Below are 23,240 nucleotides of genomic sequence, written 5' to 3'. Positions count from 1 at the left end.
CATTAGTCATTAGTCAATAGTCTCATGACTCCTAACTCTGCCAATTTTGGATTTTAGATTTCTCCTTCAATCCAAAATCCAAAATTCAAAATCTAAAATTGAATGACTCCTAACTCCTAACTTCTACGGAGGTGAACCTACAGTTGCACCATTAGGAATATCTAACTCAATATTTGGGCCCCGGTCTAGGACTTCAATATCCCACTGACCACGGCTGGCGGTTTCAAAAACAACATAACGTCCATCGGGGCTGATATTTGGTTTTCTGACCCAGCCGCGATAGGTTGGTGTGACGATTTGCGACTGTTGTGTAGCGCGATCGTAAAGCGCCACTACTGGTCTACCTTGGTCACTAGTAAGATAAGCAATATAACGCCCGGTATAGCTCAAGCTAGGACTTTCAGCAATTGTCTCCGCTCGGTTTATCCCCGGTGTACCAATAAACAGTTGCCTCTCTAGATCAAAAACCAGTAGCTGCTGATTACCATTCCGATTAGATACAAACGCTAAAAAGCGCCCATTTCCACTCAAAGCAGGTTGCTCCTCAGTGTAGCGACTGTTGAGGGAAGTAGGCCCTATAGAAACATCATTATAACCACATGATGCAAGCAAACTGGTTAAACCAAAAACCAGGCTCCAATGAATTGGTCTTTGGAGCCAAAATGTAGGCGTAAATTTTTCCACCTCAACTGTTTTCCGTCGCCTTTAAACCTACTGTCACCCCAACTGTTTTAAACATCGTCATCAAAATCGGTCGAATTATCTCGCCCCTCATTTGGTATTTCAACCGGGTTGTATGGCACATAATCAGTTGGGATCGCCTCATCATCTTCGCGCGGTCTTCGAGGAGTTGAGTCCGTTGATGGACGACGCCTTCTTGGTCTGGGAGCGACATCATCTTCCCGGCTTTCTGGACGCCCAGATCCATTATTATTACGCCGAGAGGGTTTTCTGGCTTCCCCTGCCGAACTTTCCCAATCATCAACTTGCCTAGATGAAGAACCCCAATTTTCTTCTTCAGAGCTTTCAGAAGGGCGATTCACAGGACGCCCAGAAGTCCGCCGCCGCGTTCTATCTGCTGGAGCCTGTCTTTCAGTGCTGCTGCTGTTACGGCGTTCTGAACGGCGGGGGGGTTGCTCCTCGTAGTAGTTATCACGAGTGGAAATCTCATCCCTGCTACCGCGAATCCGGGCACGCACGGGGCGTTCCTCCTCCTCTTCGTAAGGCAGTGGATCTAAGTCTGCCTCCATCTCAGCCCCATACTTCTTGCGATTGCGGTTCATTGAATAATTTCCGCTTACCTCTCGCTCATCATCCACAATCGGAGTGTTGCGCTTTGCTTGCTGGGTCGCTATACTCCGCAGGCGAATACTTTCAACTGCAAAAAACACAGTTGTGCCGACTAAAAGCAATTGACCAAATTGTAGAATCGGGTCTAAGCGCCATCCTTGAAACACGAGAATGAAGCCGCAGAGCAAACCGACTGCCGCAAAAAAGATATCTTGATCCCGTGACAATTCTGGACGCACAGTGCGGAGAAAATACAGTGCTGCCCCAGCCACAGCCAGGAAAATTCCTAGAATACTGGCTGAGTTTGCCCCAAAATTTACCTGAGCCAGAAAACTGGCTGAGTTCAGCCCAAAATTTATCATTGCTGTTTTCCCAATATCAAATCTATGTTAGCGAGTCACAATTAAAATCACTACTGTAATTAGTCACGATATATTGAAGCTTCAAAGCCTCTGGCAAAGAAGCTCTGAAGCTGTTCACCGAAAAATAAAAACACCTATGTCTGTAATCTACAACTGCTTTTAGCGGCAAACACTGCTGCTTTTAATGCAATTATAAATAGCTGACAGACAATCAGTTGTGAGAGTCACTTTGACTCTCATAAGCATTATGAACGCTGAATTTTATCTTTTTGGCTAATGAAAATTAGACCAACTGTAACGGGTATCACAACAATTGCAGTACCCCATAACAGACTCCAAAGAAAATTTGCTAAAGAAGGCGTCATACTTCTAAACCTTTTTTTACACACTTCATCCTAATTTTAATAGTGTATTACTTTCTTGAGAAGCCTCTAACTTTGAACTGCCAAACTTGGTAAGTGTTGTGAGGGAGTTTGCTTTTCTATTCCAGAAGGAAGTGGCAGCATTTGGTTAAAATGATGATGAGAGTGCTTTACAAAGCTTCAAATTTTGTAGCGATGTCTACGATGGGCTACGCCTACGCGAAGCACGGCTTGCAGTTCGCCTAAGTTTTTCTTTCTTTACGATAGATACTACCTTAAACCGATGACTGGTGTTGACCTGACTGCTTGGATTCTTGGCCCTGTATTAGGGCTGATGACATTTTTATTTATATTTCGGATCATTCTCACTTGGTATCCGCAAGTGAATCTGAATCGTTTGCCCTTTAATTTAATAGCTTGGCCCACCGAACCATTTTTAGTGCCATTGCGAAAACTGGTGCAACCTATAGGCGGAGTGGACATTACACCTATTATTTGGGTTGGTATCTTCAGTCTGGTGCGAGAAATATTACTAGGTCAGCAAGGATTGTTGACTATGCTATCTCGTGTTAATTAGGGATGGGGCATGGGCATTGGGGATGGGGGGCATCGGGCATTGGGCATTGGTTACACTCCATCTTCCTTATCTCCCTCATCTCCCACTACTTCCTACTCCCCACATCCCCACTCCCTAGCCGTTCATCTCCTGGACAAAATTTGTATAGACATTACCCTGCAAAAATTGTGGAGTTTCCATAATTCTTTGATGAAATCCAATTGTGGTAGGTAGTCCAGTGATGGCACATTCCCGGAGTGCGCGTTTCATGCGGTTAATAGCAGTGGGTCGGTCTGGGGCCCAAACAATTAACTTGCCGATCAAAGAATCGTAGTAAGGCGGGATTTGGTAATCTGTGTAAACGTGGGAATCAATGCGAACACCAGGGCCTCCAGGGGGAAGATAGCCACTAATCCGTCCAGGAGAAGGGCGAAAGTCATGATCTGGGTCTTCAGCGTTGATCCGGCACTCGATCGCATGACCCCGCAAGACTACTTGCTCTTGCGTAAGCTTAAGTCTTTCCCCTTGAGCAATCCGAATTTGTTCGGCAACCAAGTCTATTCCAGTAATCATCTCTGTTACAGGATGTTCTACTTGAATCCGGGTGTTCATTTCCATAAAGTAGAATTTACCCGATCTATCCAAGAGAAACTCGATAGTACCCGCCCCACTGTAATTAATGAATTGGGCAGCTTTGACAGCAGCTTGTCCCATTTTCTCACGCAGGTCTTGGTCGAGAGCCGGGCTTGGTGCTTCTTCTAGTAGCTTTTGATTCCGGCGCTGAATTGAGCAATCCCGTTCGCCCAAGTGGATGACATTACCGTAGTTATCCGCCAAAATTTGAAATTCGATGTGGCGGGGACGTTCAATAAATTTTTCGATATAAACGCCAGAATTACCAAATGCTGCTCCTGCTTCCCCTTGGGCTGCTAAGAAAAGTTTGACAAATTCATCTTCAGAACGAACTAGGCGCATACCGCGTCCGCCACCACCGGCTGTGGCTTTGATCATCACTGGATAGCCAATTTCCTTGGCGAATTTTAATCCTTCTTCCTCGGATTCTACTAACCCCTCAGTACCTGGTACTGTCGGAACTCCAGCTTTTTGCATGGTTTCTTTGGCAGTGGATTTATCCCCCATCAGCTTTATAGCTTCTGGAGTTGGGCCAATAAAAGCAATATGATGGTCGGCACAGATTTCCGCAAACCGAGCATTTTCTGCCAAAAAGCCATAACCTGGGTGAATAGCAGTCGCATTGCGGGTCAGTGCGGCAGCAATAATATTGGGAATATTCAAATAACTTTTACTGCTAGCAGGTTCGCCAATGCAAACCGCTTCATCAGCAAGTTGGACGTGGAGAGCATTCCGGTCAACGGTGGAATGAACCGCGACTGTCGCAATTCCCATTTCTTCACAGGCGCGGAGAATGCGAAGGGCGATTTCTCCCCGATTGGCAATTAATATTTTGTCAAACTTCATTTTTTAGTTTCGATATCATTACCAGTAGATTGACATTTTCTCTGAATCCAACTTGAAACGACGCTTTCGCATTATTTCAAATTATCACAGGAGATTCGCCACCCTGATTACTAAGCAAACTCGCATATTGCAGGCTTGCTGCCTCTACGAGTCTTACTAGACTAACAACATTGCTGCTGTAAGTCTTAGCTAGCTTACTAAACTGGGTTTTGGTGACGCCGATAGCGACGCGCAAAGCAAGTCCGCAAGCGTCATAGCCCGTCGTAGACATCGCCTAAAACGGGTGGGTACGCGATCGCACCGCACCTCCTACAGTCGCTCTACCCTTTTTAATATCACTTGTGCAGATGCTAGATTTCTGTCAGTCTGATACCGCCTTGAGGAAATTTATATTTTTGAGAAATATAACTTTAGATATCACCTTACTATAATTATTTTCTTATGATATAGTTTATGTTTAGAGAAACCGTGCGGATGTGGCGGAATTGGTATACGCGCACGCTTGAGGTGCGTGTGGCTTTGCCTTGCGAGTTCGAGTCTCGCCATCCGCATATTTTGTTGATTAGTCAAGGGTCAATAGTCAAGGGTCAATAGACCTTAGACTGTTGACCCTTAAATCTTGGTAGAGCTAAGGTTTTTATGCTTTTATAGAGATACGTAAAGTTTTGTAAAAAGCATTGAGTATTACTTTTACGGCGACAAACAACTTAACACAGCCAGCAGCTTGGCATCGCCTCACTCCGATTTGGCAAGGAGGAGAGGAAGTAATTCAAAAAAGTTTACCTCATACTCAGCTCGCACCTGCTTGGCAGCTAATGCTTTTGGGTGACGGCTCTCCAACACGTCACCTAGAATTGCTTACAGGTGAGCCTGTAGAAGTAGATGTGATTGATATGTCATTGATTGGCATGGACTTAGATGCTGCACCTGACTTAATCCAAGCTGTTCCGGAGCCGCGACTACGGCGACAAGTGTGGCTGCGGACTGCTTCTGGTCAACGATTAGCCTATGCTACCTCGTGGTGGGAAGCTAGTCATGTAGATGAGTATTTGCAAAATCGTTCATTACCAATTTGGGCGAGTTTAGCTCGTCTCCGCACAGAGTTGTATCGGGATGTTCGAGGAATTTACTATGGTGACTCATCGGCGCTAGAGTCTGGTTTTGATGTAACTGGGCCTTTTTGGGGTCGCCATTACTTGTTTTGGCATCATGGACAACCACTAACCTTAATTTATGAAGTTTTTTCGCCTTATCTAACTAAATATTTGGGGGCTATGCAATTAGGGACTTCCAACTAAAAAAATAATCAATCATTTTGGAGGGCAGGGGGAGAAAAAATTGGATAGTGAGGTTGGATGTAGGAATTGAGTAATTTAATGGGCAATTAAGCTAACACGAAATCAACTTACACCTCAATAAATTTTCCAACAAGCAAGAATTTCCTACTGATGTTAGCAACAAAGACACGAGGAAAGGTTTAATGAATACTGTTGTGCTAAATCTAGAACCGATTGCTCATTTAACCGATGAGCAATTTTATCAATTGTGTATTGCCAATCGTGATTTAAGCCTGGAAATGAATGCCGCCGGAGAATTAATAATTATGCCACCAGTAGGAGGAGAAAGCGGAAATCGAGAAGCAGATTTAATTACAGACTTAAATAATTGGAATCGTCAAGCGAAATTAGGGAAAGTTTTTAGTTCTTCAACTACCTTTATACTTCCCAATGGTGCAAAACGTTCCCCTGATGCGGCTTGGGTAAAATTGGAGCGGTGGGAAGCTTTAACACCAGAACAACGAAAAAAATTTCCGCCACTTGTACCCGACTTTTTGATTGAACTGCGTTCGGAGACAGATCGCCTTACACCAATTCAAGAGAAAATGCAAGAATACATTAAAAATGGTCTGCGTTTGGGTTGGCTGATTAATCCTCAAGATCGCCAAGTTGAAATTTACCGGCTTTTGAAAGCTGTAGAAGTTGTGCAAATGCCAACGATTGTTTCTGGAGAAGATATATTACCTGGATTTGAGTTGCAAGTATAGGTAAATGATAAGCCTAACGGTATAGCAAAGCTATACCGCATTATACCAAAAAATACTGCATTTTTGATGTGACGCGATCGCGTATCCCAACCGAGCAAAACCAAGTAGCTGAACTTTAGTTGCAGCTTTGTCGAGTTAGTTATATTCTCAAATTGCTTGGCATAACAGATTTACTTGCGAAAACTTTCCGACAAAGGAATTAATCTCAGGGAAACGTCCTACGAAATTCAACAAAGCGTGTTAAAAATGGTAACTGAACTAAAAACACAGCTTTTGAAAGAGTAGGAAAGGTTGATTACCGAACTATCATCAACATCTAGGGTGGAAAAATTTAATATAATTAGCTGTTCTAAAGAATGGTCAAACCTGTTGGTGTACTTGACCAATCAAGCAAGTAATAAGTTTGCAAGTATAAGGTATAGGTTTCAATGGCACCGCCTCTTGTGTCTGTTCCGATGAAGAAAAATAAGAAACCGTCTCTGGTGCTGACGCTCTCGGCTGCTGGGCTATTGATTGGTGCAGGGAGTGGAGCATACTGGTTGTTAAGCCAGAGACAACGAGCTTCTAGCGATTTGCTAGTAGGTGCAAATATTATTCCTGGTGATGCCCTATTTGCGGTTTCTCTGACAACAGATCCCCAGCAGTGGCAGAAATTGCGGGAGTTTGGCACAAAAGAAACGCAAGCAGAACTGGACAGAAATTTAGTTGAATTGCGCGATCGCTTTCTCACTAATAACGGTTACGACTTCCAAAAAGATATCGCTCCTTGGGTAGGCAATGAGGTTACAATCGCAATTCTTGCCCCAGCAATAGCGAGTAAAGCTGCACCCAAACCAGTTACCACTAATGAAGATACTGCCAGCGATCAGCAGTCGATGGTAATGGTATTACCAGTAAAAAACCCAGAAATCGCCAAAAATATTTTGGCACAACCCAAAACCCTTAAACAAGGCAGATGGATTGACCGTATTTATCAAGGGATCGCCATTAAACAAAGTGAGGGACAAGCAGGAGAAAACTTCTTTGCAGCATTACTAGATGGGCGTTTTTTAGTTATAACTGATAGTCCCAAAGCCACAGAACGAGCAATTGATGCTTACAAAAATCAAACATCCCTAGCGACAACAGGGGGCTTTGCTGAGAACTTTCCGAAAATTGCCGACTACCAACCTTTTGGCCAGTTTTACGTCAATGTGCCAACAGCAGCCAAAATAGCCGCAGCTTCTCCAAACCGCCCTTTACCTGCTCAAGTTTTGGCTCAACTGCAAAATAACCAAGCTTTAGCGGGGACAATGACTTTAGAGACAGAAGGAATCCGCTTCAAGGGCATTTCTTGGTTAAACCCGAATAGTCAACGGGTGCTGGCGGTAGAAAATAATGCTGGGCAAATGCAAAACCGCGTACCAGCAGAAACCTTAATGATGCTTTCGGGGGGAAACTTACAGAGGTTGTGGGGAGATTACGTTTTAACATCTCAAGGAAATCCCCTCTCACCGATCGCACCAGAACAACTTAGAGGTGGTATAAAATCTCTTACTACTCTCGATTTAGATAAGGATTTGCTCAGTTGGATGAAAGGTGAGTTTTCTTTATCACTGATTCCTACTACTCCAAAACAAGGTTCACCAGATGATTTTCGTCTGGGTTTACTCTTCATGGTACAGACAAGCGATGCCTACGGCGGGCAAAGCCTACGTAATTCAGCTGAAACATCAATAAAACAGCTTGATGAGGTGATAAAAAATCAATACCAGTTCCAAGTCCAACAGGCAAAAGTCGCAGGACAACCCGTTGTTAACTGGGTTTCACCCTATGGTACCTTAACTGCCACCCACGGCTGGTTAGATGGAGATGTTGCTTTTCTAGTAGTAGGCGCTCCCGTTACTGATAAAATTCTTCCCAAACCCAACACCACACTAGCTAGCACGATCCCTTTCCAACAAACAGTTCCTACACAACCAAATCCGACAAATGGTCAATTTTTCCTGGATGTGGAACGAACTGTGAAAAATTTTCCTTTACCAACTCTAATTCCCAATCAACAAGCTTTGCTTGATGCAACGCGCTCAATTGGGATGACATCCGCCGTCAGCGACAGTCGCAGTAATCTTTACGACATTTTTATAGCACTTAAAAAAGTTAGGAACACGACTCCCTTGCCTAGTCCAGAAAGTAATAAGAGCAGTTTTGCTATACCATCTACGACTTCTCGATAACAGCAATTGGAAAAGTTAGAAGTTAGAGACGCGATTAATCGCGTCTGTACAGGAGTGAGAAGTTAGAAGTTGTACTCAATTATCAAAAATCTTGCCATACAACAATCTTCGCGTCTGCTGTGGCTTTACTTCAGAGCAATATTATCTGTAGCAACCTTAAAAGGAAATGGTATTAAAAGTTATTAATTCATAACTTAATAAGTTATAACTCCTAACTCCTAACTTTCCTCTGTCCCATGACCCTCTAAGCATATAGGATCATAACAGTCAGAATCCATATTTTAAATCATCCACGGAGAGAAGACTTTATGAATTTGGTTGTACTCCAGAACTGGCTGGACAATGCCTCCTTTGCCATATTATTCCTAACAATGCTGGTGTATTGGGGAGGAGCGGCTTTTCCGAATCTGCCTTATCTAGCCGTTTTGGGGACAGCTGGGATGGCGATCGCTAATTTGTGCATGGCGACTCTACTAGGGGCACGATGGATAGAAGCTGGTTACTTTCCCTTAAGTAATCTCTATGAATCGCTGTTTTTCTTAACTTGGGGAATTACCACCGTCCATCTAATTGCTGAAAGTAGTAGTCGTAGCCGCTTAGTAGGAGTTGTTACAGCTCCTGTGGCAATGTTGATTGCTGCTTTTGCTACTATGACACTACCATCTCAGATGCAAGCGTCAGAACCCCTAGTACCTGCCTTAAAGTCAAATTGGCTGATGATGCATGTCAGCGTCATGATGTTGAGTTATTCTGCTTTGATGGTGGGTTCGTTATTAGCGATCGCTTTTTTAGTTGTGACTCGCGGTCAAAACATCCAACTACAAGGTAGTTCAGTCGGTACTGGTGGCTATCGCAGCAACGGCTACCGCTTAAACAAAGCATCTGAGCTAATTTCTCAACCATCAGCCCCTTCTGCCGAAAATAACGGCTTTGCTCGTTTTGAAACTACTAGCAACGGCAACGGTAACGGTAACACCGCAGTTTTGGGTTTAGTTACAACAACCCCAATCCAAAATCCACAAGACGCTCGAGGACTCGCTAACGCTTCGCTATCCGAAATCCAAAATTCGGAACCCCTTTCACCCCAGCGCCTTAGCCTTGCCGAAACTCTTGACAACATCAGCTATCGCATCATCGGGCTAGGATTTCCCCTGCTGACAATTGGTATTATTGCCGGTGGCGTTTGGGCTAACGAAGCTTGGGGTTCCTACTGGAGTTGGGACCCCAAAGAAACTTGGGCATTAATTACCTGGTTAGTGTTCGCCGCCTATCTCCACGCCCGAATCACTCGCGGTTGGCAAGGGCGTAGTCCGGCAATTTTAGCCTCCACTGGTTTTGTTGTAGTTTGGGTTTGCTATCTCGGTGTGAATCTTTTGGGTAAAGGTTTGCATTCTTACGGTTGGTTCTTTTAAGAACCGTTTAAATAAAACTACCTCACCCGTGCTAGCGCGCACCCTCCCCTTGGTAAGACTATGGTGGACACACACAAGTCGTATCACCCCCCTTAATCCCCCCGATATATTGGGGGGGGAAATGAGATTTCCGGTTCCCTCCCCTTCACAAGGGGAGGGTTGGGGAGGGGTAACGCGAGAATTATAGGCTAATTTACCGGACATCAAATTATTACTAAATTTTTATTTGACTAGCACTAAATCTATAAAATCATCATTTTATTTCGGATGAACTGTTATATGCCTGGAAAATATAGATTTATTGACAGGAGATTTTTATGGAAGATGGATTCGAGAGACTAAACCATGATGAAGTTGTATCTATAGAACCAGACACTTTTAATAAGTTAAATATTGCTAAAACTTTTAAAGTCCGTGATTTGATTACAGCAATTAAGGAATATATTGGAGCGGCAGAAACAGACGAAGTAAATTTGTATACCGAAGGATTAAATTGTGAGGTTTTACAATTTAGTACTCAGGGATGGAAAAAAGGAAAAGTTAGACTTGCTTTAGAATTTTGTCCTGAGGATTCTGAATCACCACTTGATGAAATTTTTCAAAGACTCAAACAAGTAGAAAATTAATATCTAATTAGCAAAAGATCCCCGACTTCTTTAATAAGTCGGGGATCTGATTCTCTCACCTGAATTGCTATCAAAATTCATTAATGAAATAAAGCATAACAATTGCGTAGACGCGGAGCGGCTTGTCGTTAGACATCGCTCGTGTAGCTCCTGATTATCTCTTATTTGAAAAATGGGGCAAATACGCGATAAATTCTCTAAAATCTAAAATATTTTAGAGGTAGAAAAATTGTCTACAACTTCAATTGTAAAAATTAAAAATATAGATCACTTAGGAATAGTAGCTGGACTAATTGATGAAATAGGAATAGTTGAGATAATCAACTCATCAAATTGCTTACCTGGATGAGATTGATGCCATTCTTGATACCATTTGCGAATTTGTTCAGCTAAAGCCACAGCACCACCCACAATGCCAATAAGAGACAATTACAAAATTATTTACTTTGTGTTGCAAGAATTGCCTAAAATAAAGCAACAAACTCAAATCTGGAAGCCCAAATTGAATCTGACTGTCAAAAATTACGTAGCTTGCTTCTCGCCGGAGGCGAATATTACGAATTAGTATGAGAAATTCCAAATATGGTGTGGACTCCCCTACACGCAAAAATCCATCGCACCATCCGATCGCGCCACTTATTTGAGCGCAACCAGCGTCTATTAATCGCTGTCTCCGGCGGACAGGATTCTCTGTGTTTAATAAAATTACTTTTAGATTTACAATCCAAATGGGGATGGCATTTAGGTATTGCTCACTGCGATCATCGCTGGCGTTCTGACTCCGAAGCTAATGCTCATCACGTCGAAAACTTAGCTAAAACTTGGGATACATCCTTTTATTTAGAAACAGCGAACGAACCTATAAATAGTGAAGCTGCTGCACGCGATTGGCGCTATGAAGCTTTAAGTGCGATCGCTAAAGCAAATAAATATCAATATATAGTTACAGGACACACCGCAAGCGATCGCGCCGAAACTCTTCTCTACAACTTAATTCGCGGTACTGGCGCTGATGGCTTACAAGCCCTAACTTGGCAACGCCCTCTAACTACAGGCATTATGCTAGTGCGTCCACTTTTAGAAATTACTCGTTCACAAACAGAGCAATTTTGTCAAGAGTTTAAATTGCCAATTTGGGAAGATTCCACCAATCAAGATTTGCAATATGCCCGCAACCGGATTCGCCAAGAATTAATACCATATTTGCGCGAAAATTTCAATCCGCAAGTAGAATCAGCCTTAGCGCAAACAGCAGAACTTCTCCAAGCGGAAGTGGAATATTTAGAAAACGCAGCCCAGGAGTTGCGAGATGGGGCGATGAGTGGGGGAGATGAGGGAGAAATATCTTCCTCATCCTCCTCATCCCCCTTTGCTTTTCCCTTACGCTTAAATCGTCGGGTATTGCAGAAAGCACCATTGGCACTGCAACGTCGCGTGATGCGTCAGGTATTGCAGCAAATACTGACTGATGCACCTAATTTTGAACACATCGAGAAATTAACGGCTTTAATTATAGCGCCCAACCGATCGCAAACCGATCCATTTCCTGGTGGTGCGATCGCTCAAGTAGAAGGCGACTGGATCTGTTTGAAATAGTTATTTAAAGTCTTTTTGTTATCAGGGACAATGTACATTATTAGTTTTATACCAATTCTGTATGAAGATGCACATAATCAGTCCCCCCTTCACAAGGGGGGACGGCGTAGCCGGGGGGTAAATATATGCAGCTTCACAAAGGAAGGGTATTAGAAGTCTTTCATGATCTTTCCATTCTTTAACAACTTTATTTGCTAGAGATTGAACTATCTTGTTAGCTAGATTTTCAGCTTCTTGGTTTGTTTTAATTCCAGCTATTTCATATTTTGAAATTATATCGCTATGGAACCGCCAGTTTGAAGTTGTGAGTTTATAACAAACATAGTACGGATAGTCTTGGTTTTTAGCAAGGCTGATATCTTCTAGAAGTTTTTTAAGGATTGGAATTAAAAACTCTTGCTGAAATTTATCTTCTTCCGATTTTATTTTTCCCGCCCAAGACTCTGTTACCAAATCATTAGCTTGAGCTTTGACTAACGTATAAATTTGTAAATAAATATCGGGATTGCTTCTTACGAAACTAGGAATACTATTTAAAACTTCGTCATAGTTTGTATATTCATGTCTTCCGGCATTAAGTCCTTGGTATTCTTTAGCTGTATAAACTAATTTTAGTTGAGCGCAATAATAGTTAGGAACAAAATACTTAGCTTCTTGTTGATTCATCTTTTTGTTCAAAGTCCAATATACTAAACATCTGGTAAAAATAGCGTAGGCACAATTCATGAATTGTGCCTACCAAGGATTTCGGCTAATTTCTGGAGATGTCTACTGATTACCTGTGACGTTGTATAGTACAAGGGGCTTAAACTCCTTATCTTACCAAAGCCCCTAAGACGCTAGTAATTCTGGCTGAGGCATTAAACTCTGGAGAGTATGACGCAACTGAGCGATCGCTTGGACTTGATAATCACCAGTTTCCTGGAATTGCTCTAAAGATTCTCTAATTCCTTGTAGCTTCTGCCGTAATCCATCTAAAGAATCTTGAATTGGTTGTAGTGCTTCTTGATAAAGATTCACTCGACCACAGCATTCAGCAGTTGTTCTTCTTAGGGATAGCAAGTTTTCCTCTATCGTTTTCAGTTCTTGGCGCTTTTCATCCAAATCGTGAGTTTGATTGTCAATCATTCCCTGATTTAGCTCAATACCAGAACGAATCTGATCAATTTCACGTTCCAGCTTTTGGACTTCCTGTGAATATTCTTGTCGCTGGGTTTCAAGTTGTAACAGAATCGGTTCTAAATTAACTTTATTACCCTCTTCTTCATCAACAACAGTATGTCCTTGTCGCCGTAGCAATACAGCTTGGTGTTGCTTGAGAAACTTTTGATGCTGTAACATATTGCGGCGTTGCCCCACCAAGCTGGAGTTTAGCATCTGATAGAGGTCTTTTTCATCTGTTAGTTCCAGTTCCAAATTGATATGGTCATGGTCAGATGCGTGATTTAATTTATTTTGCAGTTCTTCTATAGCTTCTTGTTTATATTTCAATTCTTGTTCTTGATCGTGAACAAAGCTAGCGTCTATTTCTAACTTATACTGTAAATCTTGGACTATCTTTTGCAGTTCTTCTAAAGGCATTTTCTCCAAAGCTTCCACATTAGCTTGCTGGCCGAGAACTACACCACCAGAAGTTGTAGCTAAAGAGTGAATCTGTTGATATAACTCTTCGGCGTTTCGTAACTGCTCTTTGATTATCCGAGCATACTCTTGCTTGCTGCTAAGGTCTGCTGTATTTATCTGCAATTGGGCTGTTTGCTGGACTAGAGAATTTTGTCCTTGTTGCAATGCATTTTGGCGATCGCTAAAGGTTTGTGACAAACGCTCGACTTCTTCTTGCTGTTGTGCGATCGCAGTTTTTTGCTCCTCCAGTTTTTGCCAGTGCGGGGTAAGAGTCGCTTGCTGCTTTTCGACCAATTCAAAGGCCAGATGGAGGTGTTCTCTGACTGTTTCCGTGGGAGCAACACGACTAGACAAGCGATCGAGTAATTCACCCATTACCCGACTTTGCTCCTCATCTAAAACCGTCCCCTGTTGGAAATCCGCAAGACGTTGCTCCAAGCGGCGCTGCTCACCCCGCAAATGCTCCCAAGCGCCTTCCAATTCTAGGCGGTTGCGCTCAACTTCTGTTTGTAACCGTTCAATTTCCTGGCGGGATGTGTCAACTTCCTGTTTTTGCTGCTCCAGTTGTTGCAACTCATCCTCCATATTATGCAACTGTTCAGAGCGTACTTCCATGTCCATTTCACGGCGATTCAACTCTTGCGCCTGAAACGTCAGTGATTGCTTCCACTGATCAATTTCATCTTCCTTGAGCTTAAATTTCTCCAATTGGCGGGAAAAATTCTGCAAAATGTTGACTAATGGCCGCCCTGCTTCTTGAATCCGTTGTACTTGACGATTTGGATTCAGTTCAACCAGTACCAAAGCACCATCATTTAATTTGCTTGCCTCCTCGGCGGCAATCACTTCTTCTGACACAGGGTTCCAATTCTGGTCAGTTCGCTGACAAGCTAGTAGTTTCAGTTCAGTTTTGCCACTGCCGCTGAGTAAACCACCCTTCTGTTTTTGTACTTCTGCTAAATACAGCACACCGTTAGTCCTTTATTGATGCACTTAAAGTTTATGTTTTGGGATATACCTTAAATAATTCTGTTAACTTGTCTCACTGAACCGAAGTTTAGGAAAACAAGACAGACAAAACTATAGACGCGAGATATTACGTCTTGATATTTATAAAAGTGAGTCAGTCGCGCCTTTATATTTTGTACTGATGACAGTCATGATGACTTCCGTGTTAACACTAGCTTTGCCAAAGTGTATTACGAAAGATTAAACTTTATAGCTGAATCTATAGCAGTTCTCCTTTGGATGCAACAGATTGTAGCCAATTTAAGCCCAAACCCATTTAAAAATAATATTAACGGCATTACAAGGAGTATTTTTTAGATAAATGCAGGGAAATCTAAATGAAATTGATATTTGCAGTATCCTGCAATTGATTGAGTTGGGACAACGAACTGGGCAACTATGGGTGAGAGCTAGTAGCTCTCACCAGAGCAACAAACTGGGTGCAGAGGGAGCAAGCATTTATCGCCTCAAACAACAGTCTTGGTTCGTCTTTTTCCTCAATGGTCAAATTATCTATTGCCAAGAAGGTGAGAGTAGTTTATCCAGAATTAGTGATTATTTACGTCATTATCGAGTCGAGATGCGACTTACCGACAAACAAATTGCCTCCTTACCATCAACCGACGCGCCAGAGTATGCCTATCTGTGGGCGCTTTTGGAGCGGAATATTATCAACCCTAAGATCGCTGGTAGTATCATTCGCGGCTTGGTACATGAAACTCTCTTTGACCTGCTGAGTTTACACCAAGGGAACTTCATTTTCCATCAGGGTGCGGCACTTGCCCCGCAATTAAATACTTTCGAGATTGCTCCATTTGTTACAAAAATTACCAAGCAGGTGCAAGAGTGGAAGGAGTTGTATCCACATATTCAGTCTCCAGAACAATTGCCAGTGTTATCTGACAAAGTTCACCTACAATCCTCCCTACCAGAAGCAACCGTAAGTAAGCTACAACATTGGGCTGATGGTAAAACATCCTTGCGTCAACTGGCTCGCTATCTTAACCGAGACATTTTGACAGTCGCTAAGGCAATATATCCATACGTGCAACAGAGTTGGCTACAGCTAGTATATTCAGACACTATTAAAATAGATACCCACACTGTTAACGGGGAATTGAAGGGAAAACATAGGGGGCGGATAGTATGTATTGACGATGCGATCGCCATCGGTGAGACTATAAATTCCATCTTACAAGCACAAGGTTATGAAGCGATCGCTCTCACCAATCCTTTAGAGGCATTGAGTCTGGTTTTTAAACTCAAACCGGACTTAATTTTATGCGACATTGCCATGTCGGAATTGGAGGGGTACGAGGTTTGCGCCATGCTGCGACATTCAAGAGCATTTCGGCTCACACCGATTATCATGCTCACTGGTAAAGATGGATTTATTGATCGAGTCAAAGCTAGTATGGTCGGGGCAACAGATTATTTAACAAAACCATTTACAGACACTGAGTTACTTATGCTCGTAGAGAAATATATTAACAACCAATGAAAGTAGGTCATTGGGAATTGGGCAGAATAATTTTAGATTACAGATTCTGGATTTTGGATTGAACAATTCTAAAATCTAAAAGACGCTCAATGATTCGCTGACGCTACGAAGAGAGCAAATTGAGGGGGCATGGGCATACTCTTAAAGAGATCAAAGATTTGTTGATCTACTAAAAGATCACTTAAAAGATGTTATCACAGAGTCAGCTACTTAGTGAAACGTCAATATCCTGGAAAATAGTGAGAACATACAATTAATTTATACAGTTAATAATTGTGGGGAATTCAAGAATGTTCCAAATAGGAACGTCTACATCAGGGGGTAAATAGACACTTATGAGTACAGTTCTGATTGTGGAAGACAGTATCGCGCAAAGGGAGATGATTACAGACCTCCTGAAAGCGACTGGACTAACAGTAACCCATGCCAGTGACGGATTAGAAGCATTGGAGGCAATTCAAGTAGCACCTCCCGATTTAGTGGTATTGGATATTGTCATGCCCCGAATGAACGGTTACGAAGTCTGTAGGCGCTTAAAATCCGATCCAAAAACCCAAAATGTCCCTGTGGTTATGTGTTCTTCTAAAGGCGAAGAATTTGATCGCTATTGGGGCATGAAGCAGGGTGCAGACGCTTACATAGCTAAACCATTTCAACCAACCGAGTTGGTGGGAACAGTCAAACAACTGCTGCGAGGATAAGGACAAAAGCAATATGGTCAGCAAACCGGACTTTTTAAGTGGCAGTGGTCAAGACCATTTCCGACCAGAATTACAAGTAGAAAGTCCTGAAGGTGAGTTACATTTGAGGTTTTACATTCCCTCGCATCAGGAGTTTGCACTACAAGCAACTGGTATTCGGGAGGTAATTGAACTAAGTCCTGATAGAATCACCCCGATTCCTAATGCTTCTCCTTTACTTTTGGGTACTCTAAATTTACGAGGTCGAGTTATTTGGGTAGCTGATTTGGGTCAATTTCTTGGTGAAACAAGTGCATTAAACACGGATAGAGCTGAAATTTCGGTGATTGCCATTGAAGAGCAAGACACGATAGTGGGTTTAGCAGTAGAAGAAATTGGTGGCATGGACTGGTTGGATGTCCAAAATCTCATGCCACCAACTAGTGTTCCAGATACTATGGCTCCCTTTTTACGTGGAGAGTGGTTATTAAATACTAAAAACAAACAGTGTCTGCGACTACTCGATCAAATGGCAATTTTACGGAGTGCTAGGTGGGCAGGATGAAATTGGAGGAGGAAATGGCAGCAAGTATTGATAATTACGAGCCAACGTATCAACAGGCGATGACCGCCTATGTTCAAAGGAATTATGAGGTTGCCGCCACTTTAGTTGACCAAGTGGTGCAAAATTTACCAAATGACCCCAATTCCCATTTGTTAAGGGGTCACATCTACTATGTTTTACAGCAGTACGATGTAGCAAAAGAAGAATATCAACAAGTATTACATTTGACTGACGATCAAGAAATTATTGGTTTTGCTAATAATGGAATTGAGAATATCAATCAATATTTACAGTCATTTGGTGGGGAGATTAATGCATTAGATAGTCAAGAGCAAATCAATTCCCCAGAGATGGCTGATGCACTCGCAGATAGCGAACAAGAATTAGAAGATTTGGGCGCTAATGAGGATTTTGACAGCAATAACCTTGATTTGAACTTTTTTGGAGAGCATCAAGAAACTGTAAATGGCGTTGAAGAACTATCTTCAAAAAGCCCATTTGATATACCAACTGAAGATAATATTGGAACAGGAAAAATATCCGATTCTTCTACAGCTTTTAGTGACGATCCTTTTGCTTTCAATGAAGAACTACAGGAACAAGAATTAAATAGCAGCAATTTTGAGGAAAAAACAGAATTAGAGTTACCTGCTTTCTGGCAGGAAGATGTATCAGAAGAGAACTCCGAAGAATCATTAGTAAATAGTCAGTTTTCAGATAATGAGATAAATTCTGATGATAAGAATTTAGCTATTGACAATAATAACTCTTCATCTTCTAATTCCAAAACTGGGAATAACGAGAATAATTTCCCTGATTTGTTGAGGGACCCAAAGTCCCCAGAAGTTAGTAATGGGGATTTTGAATATACAAAATCTAGTTTGGGAGACGAAACTTTAGTTTTTGTTAAAGAAGAACTTAAAAATAGTTCGTCAACAAATAACAAGAGTCAATATGATTTGCCTGAAACCGAAGCACACGATGATTGGTTGAAGTCAAAAAAAAATGCAGCAGAAGAAGCTTTTGTGCCGGATGTATCTGATGATGCTTCCTCTTTTAGTAGCAATCTACCTGTAAAAGACAAGCAGTTTAAATCAGGCGAAATCATCGGTAAAAATAGCTTTGATGACGATGATAATTTTGATATGGAAGCATTTGAGTCTGCCTTTGGCTCAGAGGGTTTAAGCTCTTATGAAGACTCAAACAATATACTAAATGGAGAAAATTCTAAGAGCAATATAGAATTTTTAGATGACTTTGAGGAATTTGATGATTTAGGTAACATTCCAGGGTTTGACCTGCTCGAAGGAGATTCTAACTTCGGCGATCTAGCAATGAATTCTGCTCCATCAGAAACCAGTGGCAGTAGACGTTCTCCAGCCGTGGACGCTTCTGCGAGTAGTGCAGCCAGCGATCGCGAAGAGGAACTATTCACAATGACTGGTTCCCATGAAGGAGTTCCAGTCTTTAGCCAAACAGATGTCTCGAAACTAGAACCCAACGTTAACGTCGAGCAAGGATGGTTAGCACCATTAGAGAATGCCTCCATAGAAAGGAAACAATGGTTAATTGCTGGAAGTGTAGGCATTGTCTCGGCACTGGTTGTAGCCACAGTTAGCTTTGTCGCCACCACATTCTCGCCAGCCCAACAACGAGAATCAGTACGAAACACAGGTTGGGCAATGTCACTTGCAGCTGGGATTGCAGGTTTTGCTACCGCAGGTGTCATGGGGAATCTAGCACTCAAACAAATTCGGCGCACAACTGACGATCTCCAAGCTCAGTTTGAGGCTGTACGTCAAGGAAACTTGAATGCTCAAGCCACAGTGTTTTCCGAAGATGAATTGGGTCATTTATCCAGTGGCTTTAATGAAATGGCGCGGGTAATTTTCACAACCACAAGTGAAGCCCAACGGAAAGCTGATGAGCAAGAGGAAGCCAAAGAAAACCTGCAACGCCAGGTGATTCGTCTCTTAGATGATGTGGAAGGAGCTGCTAGAGGAGATTTAACAGTCCAAGCTGAAGTCACAGCCGACGTACTAGGAGCGGTAGCTGATGCTTTTAACCTGACAATTCAAAACTTGCGGGATATTGTGCAACAGGTAAAAGTGGCGGCGAAGGATGTGACAAAAGGTGCAACCAATTCTGAAACCTTTGCTAGAGCCTTATCTAGTGATGCTTTGCGCCAAGCAGAAGAGTTGGCGGTGACGCTAAATTCTGTACAGGTAATGACTGACTCGATTCAACGGGTAGCAGAGGCGGCGCGGGAAGCTGAAACGGTTGCGCGTGATGCTAGTACGATCGCTCTCAAAGGTGGCGAAGCAGTAGAAAATACCGTGGCGGGGATTTTGGAAATTCGAGAAACCGTTGCCGAAACCACTCGAAAAGTGAAACGGTTAGCGGAATCTTCTCAAGAAATTTCTAAAATTGTGGCGTTGATTTCCCAAATTGCTTCCAGAACAAACTTACTGGCACTCAATGCTAGTATTGAGGCGGCAAGGGCAGGAGAAGCTGGACGCGGGTTTGCGATAGTAGCAGACGAAGTGCGCCAGTTAGCAGATAAATCTGCTAAATCCCTGAAGGAAATTGAACAAATTGTGATGCAAATCCAAAGCGAAACAGGCTCTGTAATGACCGCGATGGAAGAAGGCACACAACAAGTAATTAAAGGTACAAAATTGGCAGAAGAAGCCAAGCGATCGCTCGAAAACATTATTCAAGTAGCGAATCGCATCGATATTCTTGTACGTTCGATTACCAGCGACACTGTGGAACAAACTGAAACTTCCCGCGCTGTCGCTCATGTAATGCAATCAGTAGAACTCACCGCCCAAGAAACTTCCCAGGAAGCACAGCGAGTTTCAGGTGCCCTACAACACTTAGTAGGTGTATCCCGTGACTTGATCGCCTCCGTTGAACGTTTCCGAGTGGAAACTACAGAAACAAGATAAATTGTCATTTGTCCAAAGTCCAATTCTTATTTGCTAATGACTAATGACTAATGACCAATGACCAATGACCAATGACTAATGACTAAAAAACTATGCTGCCGGAACAACAACAGCGGATTTTGGGTTACTTTATCGAAGAAGCCAGGGATCACCTGAATACTATTGAGCAGGGCTTGCTGAATTTAGAGGGTACTCTGAACGACCCGGAAATGATCAGTGAAGTCTTCCGGGCGGCTCACTCCATCAAAGGAGGAGCGGCGATGCTTGGATTGACTAGCATCCAGCATACCTCTCACCGTTTGGAAGATTGTTTTAAAGTTCTCAAAGATAATCCGGTTCAGATTGACCAAAAGTTAGAGTCTTTATTTCTTGGTGTATCTGATACCCTGAAATCACTATTAGAGCATTTGAGCGGGCCTTATGGTCTTTCTGAAGATGCGGCTAATACTTTGATGTCAGAAACTGAGCCAGTTTTTCAATGGCTGTATCAGCATCTAGAACTACTTGTAGAACAAGCAAAAAATGAAGTAGATAGTACAAGAGAACAACAGACAACCTCTGTAGAGAATGTCTCCATACTTACAGAAATTTTCCTGCGGCCAAATATTCCCAGTTTGGCAGAAGACACCCATCAGGAATCTCCAGAAATATCCTTCTCAGTAGCAGCCCAAGAGGTGCGATCGCTAGTTACCGCCAATTGGGGCGAATTTCAAGCCCAGGTGCTGCAAAGACTGCGGGAAATGCTGCAATTGTTTAAGCAAACAACAACACCTTCAACTCGACAAAACCTTCAGGAATGCTGTTACCAGTTAGTCAGGCTTGGTGAAACTTGGAACTTGTCCAAGTGGTGTGGTTTGTGTCAAGCAGCAGCCAGTGCGATCGGCAATCCGGAAAATACTTATCTGACGTTAGCTAAAATTGTCATTACCGAAATCAAGCAAGCTCAAGAGTTAGTCCTGCAAGGTAGGGAAGCTGAAATTACAATTAGTCAGCAATTAGAAGCACTTTTGAACTTTGCAGAAATTGAGTTGCTAGAAGTTACCACAGATTTGTTTAACGAACAGTCTGCGCCTTTGACAGAATCATCAACTGCGTCAGAGGCAATTTTATCTGGTAACACTGAGCCGTTAGTTCTAGCTAACCTAGCTCAGACAAGTGAAGAACTTAATCTAGAAGAGGATACTAGCGATCGCGCAGCATTAGCTCATCTTGGAGCGTCTGACTACGCCAACGTCAAGGGCGATCGCGCTTATGTTCAACAAGGGATACAATTAAACGCTACTATTCACACTAGTCTTAGTTTTACCACACATGACGAAGTACATCCAATCAGTAGCAATCTTGACCACAATGGGCCAGAGGTAGGAATAGCTGAGTTAAATACCCTTGCCGATTTATTTGACGGAAATACTCCCGAACTAGATGAAAGCTGGCATCAAGAAGAAATCTTAGATATTGCTGCCACCGATGATTTTGGGATTGATTTCAACAGCACAGACACTGAGGATGCTAATAGCGATTTATCCGATTTCCTCTCTTTTGATGAAGACACAAGTAACCAGCAGCAGCCAACAACTACAACCACGACAGAAGATTTATCTCTATTATTTGGCGAAAATTTCCTAGAAAAAGAGAATTCAGAATCGCAAAATCAACAAACATCTGCTACGACTTTAGAGTTAAGCGACATTAACGTACTTAATATAAATTTAGACTCTTCTTCCCAGGATTTACAAGAATTTATTGATACTAGTGATACAAACCTGCCTCCTGATGTCAACAAAAATGATGTAGTTGAAGATTTATTGACGCTGGCAATAGATGATACTGAACTATTATCTACAGGCGAAGTAACTCAACCAGAAACTGAGGCTAACGCCTCTGTGGAACTATCCACCAACCAACAAAACAGTTTTGATAACTTATTCTTAGAAACTAGAAATGCAAATTGGGTAGAAGAAATTACCCCTAGTGACTACATAGAATTACCCCAGGAAACAGGCTTGTCTCTAGACAGCCTATTTGCTGAAACGGAAGAACAGTCACTACTGCCTACAACCGAATCAGAACTCGGTGATTTATTTGATACATCTCCAGTAACAGCACCAGAGTTTTCTCAATCAGAAAATGATCTGAGCAACTTCTGGAACCAGGAAACCACAGAGGAACAGGACGAATTCAATTCCTTAATTGAGCAAAATGTGGAAAGGGCGTTAGAGGAGAGTTTGTTTGCTGCAAGTAATGACATTTTTGCCGACATTCAGCAGCCAATACCTTCTCCTATAGCTAGTTTTGACATAGAAGAAGATTTTGATATCAATTTCCAGCAGCAAGACCAGCTAGATTTGATATTATCATCAGATTCTGGAGATGATTTCTTTGATGAGTTAGTACCGAGTAACTCAACTATTTCCTCTGCAATCAACGATCGCATACAGCCTTCCGTGTCTGAAATGCCTTTGTTAGCGCAGCATCTAGGGGAAGAAATTATCAAGCGATCGCAACAACCAGAAGCTTTAGATTTTGTTCCAGAATTTACCAATCAGCCACCAGAGATATCTGCTGTTGATCTGGAACTTGATTCATTCAACTCTTTCGATGAAAATCCGCAATTGCTGTTTGAAGATATCGCTACATCCACCTATATTCAGATAGAAACCACAGATAAGACTGTGGATGAACTATCGGCTATAGAAAGTCTCAGTTTTGAAGAAAGTTCAGAAGATTTAGAATTACTTTCAGCACAGCCAGATGATTTGTTCGGCTCTTTCGATGAAAATCCGCAATTGCTGTTTGAGAATGTCGCTACATCCACCTATATTCAGATAGAAACCACAGATAAGACTGTGGATGAACTATCGGCTATAGAAAGTCTCAGTTTTGAAGAAAGTTCAGAAGATTTAGAATTACTTTCAGCACAGCCAGATGATTTGTTCGGCTCTTTCGATGAAAATCCGCAATTGCTGTTT

At 42.3% G+C, this 23,240-nt stretch carries 19 protein-coding genes, 1 tRNA gene and 1 pseudogene; 14 read left to right on the top strand and 7 right to left on the bottom strand.

Features of this window, described 5'->3' with window-relative positions:
* Positions 1-123: 123 nt before the first annotated feature.
* From V7K25_RS01655 to psbX, 3 genes are all read right to left on the bottom strand, one after another.
* Complete coding sequence (locus V7K25_RS01655) at positions 124-684, bottom strand: TolB family protein (protein ID WP_335154481.1); 561 nt, start codon at positions 682-684, stop codon at positions 124-126.
* Positions 685-731: 47 nt separating this feature from the next.
* The gene (locus V7K25_RS01650; protein ID WP_335154479.1) at positions 732-1,652 is read right to left on the bottom strand and encodes a Ycf66 family protein; all 921 of its coding nucleotides are present in this window, start codon (positions 1,650-1,652) and stop codon (positions 732-734) included.
* 245 nt (positions 1,653-1,897) lie between these two features.
* Positions 1,898-2,017, bottom strand: coding sequence for a photosystem II reaction center X protein (gene psbX, locus V7K25_RS01645; protein ID WP_012412183.1), 120 nt, complete (start codon positions 2,015-2,017; stop codon positions 1,898-1,900).
* Positions 2,018-2,297: 280 nt separating this feature from the next.
* Between psbX and V7K25_RS01640 the strand changes: the two genes are divergently transcribed.
* Positions 2,298-2,591, top strand: a complete 294-nt coding sequence (locus V7K25_RS01640) for a YggT family protein (protein WP_229552109.1) — start codon at positions 2,298-2,300, stop codon at positions 2,589-2,591.
* A gap of 114 nt (positions 2,592-2,705) precedes the next feature.
* On the opposite strand, the gene accC is transcribed toward V7K25_RS01640, so the two are convergent.
* Positions 2,706-4,049 (bottom strand): acetyl-CoA carboxylase biotin carboxylase subunit, encoded by a 1,344-nt coding sequence (gene accC, locus V7K25_RS01635; RefSeq protein WP_335154477.1) that lies wholly within the window; start codon positions 4,047-4,049, stop codon positions 2,706-2,708.
* Positions 4,050-4,125: 76 nt separating this feature from the next.
* On the bottom strand, positions 4,126-4,320 hold the full coding sequence (locus V7K25_RS01630) for a hypothetical protein (RefSeq protein ID WP_335154475.1): 195 nt from the start codon (positions 4,318-4,320) through the stop codon (positions 4,126-4,128).
* A gap of 199 nt (positions 4,321-4,519) precedes the next feature.
* Between V7K25_RS01630 and V7K25_RS01625 the strand changes: the two genes are divergently transcribed.
* The 8 genes and pseudogenes from V7K25_RS01625 to tilS all read left to right on the top strand — a co-directional run bounded on the left by V7K25_RS01625 (position 4,520) and on the right by tilS (position 11,943).
* Positions 4,520-4,600, top strand: a tRNA-Leu gene (locus tag V7K25_RS01625).
* A 126-nt stretch (positions 4,601-4,726) separates the two neighbouring features.
* Positions 4,727-5,347, top strand: coding sequence for a chorismate lyase (locus V7K25_RS01620; RefSeq protein ID WP_335154473.1), 621 nt, complete (start codon positions 4,727-4,729; stop codon positions 5,345-5,347).
* Between the two features lie 182 nt (positions 5,348-5,529).
* Positions 5,530-6,093 (top strand): Uma2 family endonuclease, encoded by a 564-nt coding sequence (locus V7K25_RS01615; protein WP_335154471.1) that lies wholly within the window; start codon positions 5,530-5,532, stop codon positions 6,091-6,093.
* A gap of 428 nt (positions 6,094-6,521) precedes the next feature.
* On the top strand, positions 6,522-8,309 hold the full coding sequence (locus V7K25_RS01610; protein ID WP_335154469.1) for a DUF3352 domain-containing protein: 1,788 nt from the start codon (positions 6,522-6,524) through the stop codon (positions 8,307-8,309).
* Between the two features lie 308 nt (positions 8,310-8,617).
* Positions 8,618-9,721: a c-type cytochrome biogenesis protein CcsB gene (gene ccsB, locus V7K25_RS01605; protein ID WP_335154467.1), complete on the top strand. Its 1,104-nt coding sequence runs from the start codon at positions 8,618-8,620 to the stop codon at positions 9,719-9,721.
* Positions 9,722-10,038: 317 nt separating this feature from the next.
* Positions 10,039-10,347 (top strand): KGK domain-containing protein, encoded by a 309-nt coding sequence (locus V7K25_RS01600; RefSeq protein WP_322648220.1) that lies wholly within the window; start codon positions 10,039-10,041, stop codon positions 10,345-10,347.
* 229 nt (positions 10,348-10,576) lie between these two features.
* A pseudogene (locus V7K25_RS01595) lies at positions 10,577-10,672 on the top strand (DUF4277 domain-containing protein); the annotation flags it as partial.
* A 257-nt stretch (positions 10,673-10,929) separates the two neighbouring features.
* Complete coding sequence (gene tilS / locus V7K25_RS01590) at positions 10,930-11,943, top strand: tRNA lysidine(34) synthetase TilS (protein ID WP_335154465.1); 1,014 nt, start codon at positions 10,930-10,932, stop codon at positions 11,941-11,943.
* Positions 11,944-11,964: 21 nt separating this feature from the next.
* Here the strand turns inward: tilS and V7K25_RS01585 are convergent, their stop codons facing one another.
* Entirely contained in the window at positions 11,965-12,609 is a 645-nt protein-coding gene (locus V7K25_RS01585) for a hypothetical protein (RefSeq protein ID WP_335154463.1), read from the bottom strand.
* Positions 12,610-12,774: 165 nt separating this feature from the next.
* The gene (gene hmpF, locus V7K25_RS01580; protein WP_335154461.1) at positions 12,775-14,535 is read right to left on the bottom strand and encodes a pilus motility taxis protein HmpF; all 1,761 of its coding nucleotides are present in this window, start codon (positions 14,533-14,535) and stop codon (positions 12,775-12,777) included.
* A 361-nt stretch (positions 14,536-14,896) separates the two neighbouring features.
* On the opposite strand from hmpF, the gene V7K25_RS01575 reads away from it, so the two are divergent.
* From V7K25_RS01575 to V7K25_RS01555, 5 genes are all read left to right on the top strand, one after another.
* Entirely contained in the window at positions 14,897-16,075 is a 1,179-nt protein-coding gene (locus tag V7K25_RS01575; RefSeq protein ID WP_335154459.1) for a response regulator, read from the top strand.
* Positions 16,076-16,410: 335 nt separating this feature from the next.
* The gene (locus V7K25_RS01570) at positions 16,411-16,776 is read left to right on the top strand and encodes a response regulator transcription factor (RefSeq protein ID WP_012412195.1); all 366 of its coding nucleotides are present in this window, start codon (positions 16,411-16,413) and stop codon (positions 16,774-16,776) included.
* 13 nt (positions 16,777-16,789) lie between these two features.
* Positions 16,790-17,320, top strand: coding sequence for a chemotaxis protein CheW (locus V7K25_RS01565; RefSeq protein WP_335154457.1), 531 nt, complete (start codon positions 16,790-16,792; stop codon positions 17,318-17,320).
* A 14-nt stretch (positions 17,321-17,334) separates the two neighbouring features.
* Entirely contained in the window at positions 17,335-20,271 is a 2,937-nt protein-coding gene (locus V7K25_RS01560) for a methyl-accepting chemotaxis protein (RefSeq protein ID WP_335154455.1), read from the top strand.
* 92 nt (positions 20,272-20,363) lie between these two features.
* A partial coding sequence (locus V7K25_RS01555; RefSeq protein ID WP_335154453.1) for an Hpt domain-containing protein occupies positions 20,364-23,240 on the top strand: 2,877 nt, incomplete at its 3' end.

This window comes from Nostoc sp. (assembly GCF_036919495.1).
GTDB lineage: Bacteria > Cyanobacteriota > Cyanobacteriia > Cyanobacteriales > Nostocaceae > Nostoc.
Note: the sequence above shows the minus strand (reverse complement) of the source record. Positions and strands in the feature narration are given on the sequence as shown.

Bases quoted from the DNA above. Each gene is read 5' to 3' on its own strand.
- V7K25_RS01630 (WP_335154475.1), bottom strand. From the start codon at position 4,320: ATGTCTACGACGGGCTATGACGCTTGCGGACTTGCTTTGCGCGTCGCT.
- V7K25_RS01565 (WP_335154457.1), top strand. From the start codon at position 16,790: ATGGTCAGCAAACCGGACTTTTTAAGTGGCAGTGGTCAAGACCATTTC.
- tilS (WP_335154465.1), top strand. From the start codon at position 10,930: ATGGTGTGGACTCCCCTACACGCAAAAATCCATCGCACCATCCGATCG.
- V7K25_RS01615 (WP_335154471.1), top strand. From the start codon at position 5,530: ATGAATACTGTTGTGCTAAATCTAGAACCGATTGCTCATTTAACCGAT.
- V7K25_RS01585 (WP_335154463.1), bottom strand. From the start codon at position 12,609: ATGAATCAACAAGAAGCTAAGTATTTTGTTCCTAACTATTATTGCGCT.
- accC (WP_335154477.1), bottom strand. From the start codon at position 4,049: ATGAAGTTTGACAAAATATTAATTGCCAATCGGGGAGAAATCGCCCTT.
- V7K25_RS01570 (WP_012412195.1), top strand. From the start codon at position 16,411: ATGAGTACAGTTCTGATTGTGGAAGACAGTATCGCGCAAAGGGAGATG.
- ccsB (WP_335154467.1), top strand. From the start codon at position 8,618: ATGAATTTGGTTGTACTCCAGAACTGGCTGGACAATGCCTCCTTTGCC.
- V7K25_RS01610 (WP_335154469.1), top strand. From the start codon at position 6,522: ATGGCACCGCCTCTTGTGTCTGTTCCGATGAAGAAAAATAAGAAACCG.
- V7K25_RS01600 (WP_322648220.1), top strand. From the start codon at position 10,039: ATGGAAGATGGATTCGAGAGACTAAACCATGATGAAGTTGTATCTATA.
- V7K25_RS01575 (WP_335154459.1), top strand. From the start codon at position 14,897: ATGCAGGGAAATCTAAATGAAATTGATATTTGCAGTATCCTGCAATTG.
- psbX (WP_012412183.1), bottom strand. From the start codon at position 2,017: ATGACGCCTTCTTTAGCAAATTTTCTTTGGAGTCTGTTATGGGGTACT.
- V7K25_RS01650 (WP_335154479.1), bottom strand. From the start codon at position 1,652: ATGATAAATTTTGGGCTGAACTCAGCCAGTTTTCTGGCTCAGGTAAAT.
- V7K25_RS01560 (WP_335154455.1), top strand. From the start codon at position 17,335: ATGGCAGCAAGTATTGATAATTACGAGCCAACGTATCAACAGGCGATG.
- V7K25_RS01640 (WP_229552109.1), top strand. From the start codon at position 2,298: ATGACTGGTGTTGACCTGACTGCTTGGATTCTTGGCCCTGTATTAGGG.